Consider the following 8783-nt stretch of genomic DNA (forward strand, 5'->3'; position numbering starts at 1 on the left):
CGTTAATGCCATCTCCCACCATCGCCACCCGCCGTCGCGGTTGTCTTAGGCTGCGTATGTAAGCTGCCTTCTGATCCGGACGGACTTGGGCAATTACCCGCTGAATGCCTGCTTGCCGAGCAACCGCTTGGGCCGTGGTGGGGTTATCCCCGGTTAGCAGGATCACCTCTAGACCCATCTGTTGCAGCTGTTGCACTGCCTCAGGAGAGGTGGGTTTGAGCGGATCGGCAATGGCCAACAGCCCCACCAGGCTCTGGGATTGGGCTACGCCGATCACCGTTTTGCCCTGGCTTTCCCAATTCTGAACCCGCTCTGACCAAGAGGGATCCCAGGGGATCCCCATCTCCTGTAGCCAGCTCAGCCGACCGATGCGGATCCACTGGTCTTCCACCCAGGCTTCTGCCCCACTGCCTATCCTTGCCTGAAAATGCTGGGCAGGAGGGATGGCAATTTTTTCGGCTTCGGCTTTCTGCACTACCGCCTGGGCCAAAGGATGTTCCGAGTGCCGCTCCACCGCCGCTGCCAGGCGCAACACCGCCAGGGGAGAGGAGCCGTGGGCCCAAATATCGGTGACAGTGGGACGACCTTCAGTCAGGGTGCCGGTTTTGTCCAAGACCACCGTGCGCAAGTGGTGGGCCAATTCCAGGCTGTCGGCACTTTTCACCAGGATCCCCAATTCCGCCCCTCGTCCCACGGCCACCAGGATCGAGGTGGGGGTTGCCAACCCCAGCGCGCAAGGGCAGGCGATGATCAGCACCCCAATCGTGTTCACCAAGGCCAGCGTCAGGTTGTCCGCCAACACCCACCAGAGCACGAAAGTTAGAACTGCCACCCCGATCACTGCCGGCACAAACCAGGCAGTCACCCGATCCGCCACCTGTTGAATTGGGGCTTTGGATCCCTGAGCTTCCTGCACCAGGCGCACGATCTGGGCCAGAACCGTGTCTTTGCCCACCCGCCGCGCCTCCATCACAAAGCTGCCCGTCTGATTCAGCGTTGCCCCAATCACCTCATCCCCCGCCGACTTGAGTACAGGCAGGCTCTCGCCGGTCACCATGGACTCGTCGAGGCTGGAGGATCCCTCTAGAATGACCCCATCCACCGGCACCTTCTCTCCGGGGCGCACCCGGATCCGATCCCCCACCTGCACTTCCCGAATCGGAATATCCTGCTCCACCCCATGGCGAATTACCCTTGCCGTTTTCGGTTGCAGCCCGATCAGCTTGCGAATGGCCTCAGAGGTTTGCCCCTTGGCCCGCTGCTCCATCCATTTGCCCACCAGCACCAGGGTGACGACCACCGCCGCCACTTCGTAGTACACATCCGGGTGCAGGCCCTGCTGGTGGAAGAAGTTGGGAAAGAGGGTTGGAAAAAGGGAGTAGAAAAAAGCGGCGCTCGTTCCCAAAGCTACCAAGGTATTCATATCCGCCGAGCGTCGCTGCCAAGCCGCCCAGGCGCCACGATAAAAAGGCTGGCCCACCCAAAACTGCACCGGCGCCGTCAGCAGCAACTGCAACCACGGATCCTGCAGCCAGGGGGGCAGGCCGGGGATCTCCCGCCCCAGCATCATCGGCAGGGATCCGATCAGCAGCACCGTGCTGAGGCCCACTCCTATTGCCACCTTCAGCTTCAATTCCCGTTCTGCCGCCCGTTGGCCGATCCGTTCTGGGTCGGTCGGATCGGACTGTTGCCAATCGTCTTCGACCAAGCGCGCCTGATACCCCGCCTGCTCCACCGCCCGGATCAAGGCTTGCGGATTCACCAGCCGGGGATCCCCTTTGACGGTGGCCTGCTCGCTGGCAAAATTCACTGATCCGTGGGACACCCCCTGCACCTGAGCGAGGGCCTGTTCGATGCTGCGGGCGCAGGAGGCACAGCTCATCCCTTGTAAGGCCAACTGCCAAGTGCCCTCAGGAGAAGGCGCAGAGGCCGATAGTGCACCCGATGACCCTTTATGGGCAGACATGGCAACACCTTGTTGATAAAGTTGATGCAATAACGGCTACTCCCCATCCTCGAAAGGGTGAAGGCAGCCATGTACAGGAATTCAAAACAGACGCCCGACCGTTCTCGACCCAGCCTTGACTAGGCCGGGGGATATCCCACCTGGGTGAGGGCCTGCCGCAAATCGCCCACAGGCCGCTCAGAAGTGATCCGCACCTGTTTGGTTTTGGGATCCCCTTCCACCTGCGCCTGGGGATCCAGTTGCCGCACCGCTTGCGCAATGGTGTCCACGCAAGCCGCACAGGCCAGCTTGGGCACCGTCAAAACAACCTGCATCTTGGGAAACCTCCCCAACCCAATGCCACTGAAAGGATGCTAAACCTTACAGTGGACTGGAAGGTCAAGGGGGAGTCTGAGGCTCGTCCATATTCCAGCGGTAGTCCACCTGATAGCCCCGCTGTCGCCAGTCTTCTTCCAGTTGCACCTGTTGGGTGAGGGCTTTGCGCAGGGAGTTGATCAGCTCTTGCGTGCGGCCTCGGTTGCCAAAATCCTGTTCCTCTACTGCCGGAAAGGTTTGCCGCTCCAACACCCGCAGCAGAAATTCGTAGTGGATATGAGCCGGCACAGGAATACGTTTCATCGATCCAAGCAATCCTTAGAGATCAATTGTTCTCGCAGAGATCCATTGATAAATGGTTTTCATTCACTGAGATGACAACAGGTGGCGCACAGCTTGGCCGGGATCCGGCTGGGTCACCAGAGCTTCCCCCACGAGCACAGAGCGCACCCCCCAGGCCCGCAACTGCTGCAGATCGGCGGGGGTATGGATGCCGGACTCGCTGACCACAGGCAGATCGCCAAGGAGCTCCGAGTGGGCGGCCAACAGGTTGCGCGTTGTGTTCAAGTCCACCGCAAAGGTTCTCAGATCGCGATTGTTGATGCCAATGAGCACCTGCCCCCTGGAGTCTTGCAGTTGGGGCAAACGCAACACCCGCTGCAACTCTTGGGAGGTGTGCACCTCCAGCAGAGCTGCCATGCCCAATTGCCGAATCAGCTTGAGAAAATAGCCCAAGTCCGCATCCGAGAGAATGGCGGCAATCAGCAGCACCGCATCTGCCCCCAGGCTGCGGGCCCAGAGGATTTGGTAGGGGTAGAGGATGAACTCCTTGCAGAGGATGGGGATCCCTACTGCCTGACGGATCCGGCGCAGATACTCGCCGCTGCCCTGAAAGAACCGCTCATCCGTCAGCACCGAGAGACAACTGGCCCCACCGGCTTCATAGCTCTGGGCAATGGCTACCGGGTCAAAGGGATCCCGGAGGATGCCGCGGCTGGGAGAGGCTTTTTTGACCTCGGCAATCACAGAGATAGGGTGAGGCGACTGGGTGAGGGCCGCCACAAAATCCCGCACCGGCGGAGCCTGATCCAGTTGCCGTTGCAATTCCTTGAGGGGAAGCTGCTCCCGTTGCCGCTCCACCTCCTGCTCTTTATGCCAGACGATCGCTTCCAAAATGTGGCGCGGTTTGGCTTCCGGCGCTGTTGTCTGGTACACCTGAGAGGCTACGACCACCGGCGGGGCAGGAGAACGCCGACGAACAGAAAGCGGCTCACCTTGCAGCTCCATACAACCCCCGAACACAACTCTACACCACACCCTAGACTACCTTAGTGCTCCGCCACCGGTTTGAATAGCTACCCCGGACATCCCCAAAACTCATCTGGCGAAGGTGTTTTTTTTACCCTATGGTTGAGTCTAGAAAGGTGGTGTAGTCTTTATGCGCCTCGGCGAGCCATGTTCTGGCGGCCGTCCATTTTTCCCCGGCCAGGGGCAGTGGCTCGGTGGGGTCAAGGCTGGTGCTGTCCATGCTGTTTTAGAGGAGTTCAGGCGTGCTGTACCTAGCAGAGCTATCCAAGCCGATTGGGTTTGCCAAGTCGTCTCTGCAATTGCTGGCCAAGCAGCAGCAGGACAATACCTGGGTGGCCGTGAACGAAGAATCCATTACCTTGGAAGGCCGCATCGCCCAGGAGGCTGGGCGCTTCAAGGATGGGTCATTGGTGCTGGCGGAAATCTCCGGCAACCGTCAGGTCGCCCGCATCAGCGAAGCCGCTCGCCAACTGGTGACCTATCTGCAAAACTTCAGCCAACTTCAGCTCAGAGCCCGCAGCCAGGAAGAGGAGATCGAGGTTTGGAAACAGTCCCTCACCTTTCAGGCGCATGAGCTTACCCGCCGCGAGATGGAGCTAGCAGCCCAGGAAGAAGAGGTGCAGCGGCTGTACGAGCAGTACAAGAGTGTGGAGGAAGATCGCAAACTTCTGGACAGCCTCAAAGAGGAACTGGCAGCCCAGCAAGCTTACTTAGCTGAACAACAGCGGCTGATCGGAGAGCAGCGGGAAGCTCTGAATCGGCAGCGGCAAGAGTTGGAAGCCCAGTTGCAAGAAGCTCGCTCCAGCCGCTTGGGGGAGGCAGAAGCAGCGCAGCTACAGGCTTTGATGCAACAGCTCCAGGAGAGTCTGCATCCGGCTGGAGATCCCTTGGCGCTTCTGCAAAGCTTGAAAAGCCACATTCAGCAGCAGCAGGAGCACTTGAATCAACAGATTGCCCAACTGGAAGCAGAACGTCAGCAGGCCCAGGCCCGGCAAGACGAGCTGGATCGAGACTACCGCGCTTGGCAAGAACGCCACACCGCTTGGTGGGGATCCCGACAATCCCTGGAGCAAAGCCGAGCAGAGTGGCAAACTCGGCAGGGATCCCTGCGAGCCCATCAAGAGCACCTGCAGAGGATTCTCCAGCAGCTGCAATCTCAAGAGAGCCTATACCAGAAAGCCTCTCGTCTGGTGCAGGAGTACGACTTTATCGTCGATGGCAGCAGCAACGGCAGGGCTGGGGAGCCGGCGATCTCGGTCGAGGAGCTGGCGGCTTTGGTCAGCCAACTGCGCCGAGATTACGAGCAGCGGGCAGCCCAGGTTAGCCAACAGCGGGCCGAACTGGAGCAAAACCGGCAAACCCTGCGGGAGCTGCAAGAGCGGCTGGCCAGCGCCTCTCCAGAGGAGCGGTTTGACATCGAGATGGATATCGACTATGCCCAGTCTGCCTGCAGTGCTTTGGAAGAAGCCCTGCTGCCTCAGGAAAAAAACCTGCAGCGAGAGTATGAAGAGTTGACCCGCCAAGAGGCCCGCCTTAGACAGCTGCAAAATCAAGCTGCTGCCCCGGTTCAGGTCGATATTGGGCCGCTCCTGGAACAGATCGGCAGCCAGAAGCAGGATCTTCTCCAAGAAAAAGGTCGTCTGCAAACCCTCATTCAACAACTAGAATCGTCCTTGCCTTCTCAGCAGGAGCAGCTCGCCCGCCAACGGCAGGAATTGGAGCAGCAGTGGCAACACCTGGAGCAAGAGGAGGGATCCCTGCGGGCGCGCGCCCAGGCCATGGCAGAAACCTGGGGTCGCCTGAATCACCTGCAGGCCACCCTCTACCCAGAGCGGGATCGGTGGGCAGCGTTGGCGGGAGAATTGGCGCAGTTGGAGACGGAGCTGGGCCAACACCAGGCCAGAAACTCCACTGCACACGCCCACGTCCAACAGGTACGCTCTCTCTTGGCTGCCCTCACGCAGGCGTGAGGGAGTTCACGTTTCCTGTGGGGGGTGGGGAGAACCGGCGCAAGGGGAACTACGGCCTTAATTGAGGAAAACAAATCTGGTAAAATTCGCTAGCACCCTGCAGCCACTGGGGCTCCCAATTCTCGGGCGAGGGGACTGCAGAGGTTAGTGCGTTTTGCCCCGCTTCCTGCTTGCAGTTGCCAAGGATATTCCAGTGTGAGGTCAGCTTGTGCGAATTGCGGTCGATGCGATGGGGGGTGACTACGCTCCCGAAGAGATCATCAAGGGCGCCCTGCTGGCCCATCGGCAGCTCCGGGTCGGGATTGCACTAGTCGGTCGTCCAGATTCCCTCAAGCCCTTTCTGCCCCAACCCTTGCCTGCTGGGATCACCATTGTGCCTGCCGAAGAGGATGTGGGCATGGCGGAAGAGCCGCTGATGGTGCGCAAAAAGCCCAAAGCCTCCATCAACATCTCGATGCAACAGGTGCGCTCCAACCAAGCGGATGCCGTGGTGGCCGCCGGGAATACCGGAGCAGCGATGGCTGCGGCCTACCTGAATTTGGGCCGGCTGGCAGGGATCGATCGCCCGGCCATTGGCGCTCTTTTGCCCACTTTGAAAGGCAAGCCGGTGCTGCTGCTGGATGTGGGGGCCAATGTGGATTGCCGGCCCCGCTTTTTGGAGCAGTTTGCCCGCATGGGATCCCTCTACTGCCAGTGCGTGCTGGGGATCGAGAAGCCGCGGGTGGGCCTGCTCAACATCGGCGAGGAGCCCAACAAGGGCAATGATTTGGCTCTGGCCACCCACCAGCGTCTGGCCCAGTTGCCAGGGATCCATTTCGCCGGCAATGCCGAGGGGCGGGATGTGCTGACCGGGGAGTTTGATGTGGTGGTGTGCGACGGCTTTGTGGGCAATGCCCTCCTCAAGTTTGCCGAAAGTGTTGGCCAGGTGATCACCCAGGTGCTGCGGGAGGAGCTGCCCCGCGGCTGGCGCGGCAAGTTGGGCTGCTGGCTGCTCCGGCCCAACCTCAAGCAGGTAAAGCGGCGCATGGACTACGTAGAGTATGGCGGTGCTTTGCTGCTCGGCGTCAACGGCATCTGCGTGATTACCCACGGCAGCTCCAAGGCGCCGATGGTCTACCACGCCATTCGCCTGGCCAAAGAGGCGGCAGAACAGAAAATCCTACAGCGGCTGCAGGCGGAAATGGTTGACCCTCGCGAACCTGAATCCAACCCCAGGCGGCGCACCCGGCCCCTTCAGGTCTACTCTGGCTCTGGCCCGGAAGTGTTGCCGTTGGGATCCCTGGAAAGGACTTCCTCCCGCTGTCCCGAACCCGTGGAAGATGCCCAGCCATAGCCTCCCGACCGTGCGGCTGGTGGGGGCAGGGGCTGCCCTGCCGGATCCCTGCCTGAGCAACGACGATCTCGGCCAGATCGTCGAAACTTCCGACGAATGGATCTGGCCCCGCACCGGCATTCGTCAGCGGCGCATTCTGCCCCCTGAGCTGAGCTTGGTGGATTTGGCGGTCCAGGCAGCCAAGGCCGCTTTGGCTCAGGCCGGGATCTTGCCTCAAGACCTGGATTTGATCCTGCTGGCCACTTCCACCGGTGTCGATCGGTTTGGCTCGGCCCCTCAGGTGCAGGCAGCTCTGGGAGCAACGCGGGCGGTGGCTTTTGATCTGACGGCAGCCTGCACGGGCTTTGTCTTTGCAGTGGCCACGGCAGCGCAGTTTTTGCAAACCGGGCTGTACCGGCGGGCCTTGGTGGTGGCGGCGGATGTGCTCTCCCGTACGGTGGACTGGGCAGATCGCACCACCTGTGTCTTGTTTGGAGATGGGGCCGGGGCGGTGGTTCTGGAGGCGGGGGAAACCGGCGGGATCCTCAGCATTGAGCTGCGCAGCGATGGCAGTGGCAGCCAGCTGCTCAGCTTGTCCATGGCTACAGAGGCCAAGCCCCTGGTGGGATCCCTGCAGGTGGGGCAGTATCGCTGCTGCCCCATCACCATGAATGGCCGCGAGGTCTACAAGTTCGCCGTCCAGGCGGTGCCGGAGGTTATCGAGAAGGCTCTCTTCCGGGCCGGGATCCCGGCGGAAGCAGTACAGGGATATTTTATTCATCAGGCCAACCAGCGCATTCTCGATGCAGTAGCCAAGCGCCTGCAGCTGGATCCGCAGCGGGTGGCCAGCGTCCTAGAGTATTACGGCAACACCTCGGGCGCTTCGGTGCCAATTGCCTTGGCCACTTGGATCGAGCAAAGACGCTTTGGCGCCGGCGATCTGGGGGTAATGGCGGGCTTTGGCGCTGGCCTTACCTGGGGGGCGATTGTGTTTCGTTGGGGGAAATGAATTGATGACTGTTGCCTGGATCTATCCCGGCCAGGGATCCCAAGCGGTAGGCATGGGAAGGGACTTGCGGAACTGGCAGGGAGCAGGCCAGAAGTTGGCTTTGGCCCGCCAGATGCTGGGATGGGATCCCTTAGCTCTGTCGGAAGACCAGATCCACCAGACCGGCTACACACAACCGGCTTTGTTCACCGTATCGGCCCTGTTGACAGACTATCTCTACGCCCAGGGTCAGGCTCCTGCCTGCACTGCTGGCCACAGTCTGGGCGAATACAGCGCCCTCTACGCTGCCGGCGTGTTTGACTTCGAAACCGGCCTACGGCTGGTGGCGCTGCGGGGCCAACTGATGGAAGCCGCAGGGGATCCCCCGGGCAGCATGGCGGCAGTGATGGGGTTTGACCGCGACAAGCTGGAGCACCTGTGCCAGATGATCCCCGACGTCACTCTTGCCAACGACAACAGCCCGGATCAGGTGGTGATCAGCGGCTCGGTGGGGGGGGTGCGGGCCGTCTGTGAGCAGTTGCAGGCCAAGCGCACCGTTCCCCTCAAGGTGAGTGGCGCCTTTCACTCGCCCTTTATGCAGGCTGCTGCCGAGGAGTTTGCCCACACCTTGCGCGCTGTTGACTTTCAGCCGCCGCGAGTGCCCGTCTACAGCAACTGCACTGCCACCGCCAGCCGGGATCCGCAAGCCCTTAAGCAGGCGCTGCTGGCCCAGATGACTGCCCCTGTCCGCTGGCGAGAAACCGTGTTGCAGATGGCTGCCGACGGCATCCAAGAGGTGTGGGAAATCGGCCCCGGAAATGTTCTGACGGGCTTGGTGAAGCGAACGGTGCCGACCCTGACGCGGTGCAATTTCAGTAACCTCAGCAGCTAGGGGATCTGCTATGGAGCATGACTCTAGTCAAT

Annotated in this window: 8 protein-coding genes; 4 read left to right on the plus strand and 4 right to left on the minus strand. The window is 60.8% G+C overall.

The window, feature by feature from the left end:
- From NW819_RS04215 to trpC, 4 genes are all read right to left on the minus strand, one after another.
- Window positions 1-1966, minus strand: a 1966-nt coding sequence (locus NW819_RS04215) for a heavy metal translocating P-type ATPase (protein WP_414412981.1), incomplete at its 3' end; no start/stop codon positions are given.
- A 119-nt stretch (window positions 1967-2085) separates the two neighbouring features.
- The gene (locus NW819_RS04220) at window positions 2086-2280 is read right to left on the minus strand and encodes a heavy-metal-associated domain-containing protein (protein ID WP_414342601.1); all 195 of its coding nucleotides are present in this window, start codon (window positions 2278-2280) and stop codon (window positions 2086-2088) included.
- Between the two features lie 64 nt (window positions 2281-2344).
- A complete protein-coding gene (locus tag NW819_RS04225) occupies window positions 2345-2584 on the minus strand; it encodes a DUF5340 domain-containing protein (protein ID WP_414412982.1) in 240 nt (79 codons plus the stop codon).
- Between the two features lie 63 nt (window positions 2585-2647).
- A complete protein-coding gene (gene trpC / locus NW819_RS04230; RefSeq protein ID WP_414412983.1) occupies window positions 2648-3568 on the minus strand; it encodes an indole-3-glycerol phosphate synthase TrpC in 921 nt (306 codons plus the stop codon).
- Window positions 3569-3831: 263 nt separating this feature from the next.
- On the opposite strand from trpC, the gene hmpF reads away from it, so the two are divergent.
- The 4 genes from hmpF (at window position 3832) to fabD (ending at window position 8751) form a co-directional block, all read left to right on the plus strand.
- Window positions 3832-5559, plus strand: a complete 1728-nt coding sequence (hmpF, locus tag NW819_RS04235) for a pilus motility taxis protein HmpF (RefSeq protein WP_414412984.1) — start codon at window positions 3832-3834, stop codon at window positions 5557-5559.
- Window positions 5560-5788: 229 nt separating this feature from the next.
- The gene (gene plsX / locus NW819_RS04240; RefSeq protein ID WP_238376983.1) at window positions 5789-6892 is read left to right on the plus strand and encodes a phosphate acyltransferase PlsX; all 1104 of its coding nucleotides are present in this window, start codon (window positions 5789-5791) and stop codon (window positions 6890-6892) included.
- Window positions 6879-7880: a beta-ketoacyl-ACP synthase III gene (locus NW819_RS04245; protein ID WP_414412985.1), complete on the plus strand. Its 1002-nt coding sequence runs from the start codon at window positions 6879-6881 to the stop codon at window positions 7878-7880. Before plsX ends, NW819_RS04245 begins: the two co-directional genes overlap by 14 nt.
- 4 nt (window positions 7881-7884) lie before the next feature.
- The gene (fabD, locus tag NW819_RS04250) at window positions 7885-8751 is read left to right on the plus strand and encodes an ACP S-malonyltransferase (RefSeq protein WP_414412986.1); all 867 of its coding nucleotides are present in this window, start codon (window positions 7885-7887) and stop codon (window positions 8749-8751) included.
- The last annotated feature ends 32 nt before the right edge of the window (window positions 8752-8783 follow it).

The sequence above is a fragment of the Synechococcus sp. R8-2 genome, assembly GCF_047461715.1.
Classification (GTDB): Bacteria; Cyanobacteriota; Cyanobacteriia; order Thermostichales; family Thermostichaceae; genus Thermostichus.

Coding starts and splice junctions, on each gene's coding strand:
- NW819_RS04220 (WP_414342601.1), bottom strand. CDS start 2,280: ATGCAGGTTGTTTTGACGGTGCCCAAGCTGGCCTGTGCGGCTTGCGTG.
- NW819_RS04225 (WP_414412982.1), bottom strand. CDS start 2,584: ATGAAACGTATTCCTGTGCCGGCTCATATCCACTACGAATTTCTGCTG.
- trpC (WP_414412983.1), bottom strand. CDS start 3,568: ATGGAGCTGCAAGGTGAGCCGCTTTCTGTTCGTCGGCGTTCTCCTGCC.
- plsX (WP_238376983.1), top strand. CDS start 5,789: ATGGGGGGTGACTACGCTCCCGAAGAGATCATCAAGGGCGCCCTGCTG.
- NW819_RS04245 (WP_414412985.1), top strand. CDS start 6,879: ATGCCCAGCCATAGCCTCCCGACCGTGCGGCTGGTGGGGGCAGGGGCT.
- fabD (WP_414412986.1), top strand. CDS start 7,885: ATGACTGTTGCCTGGATCTATCCCGGCCAGGGATCCCAAGCGGTAGGC.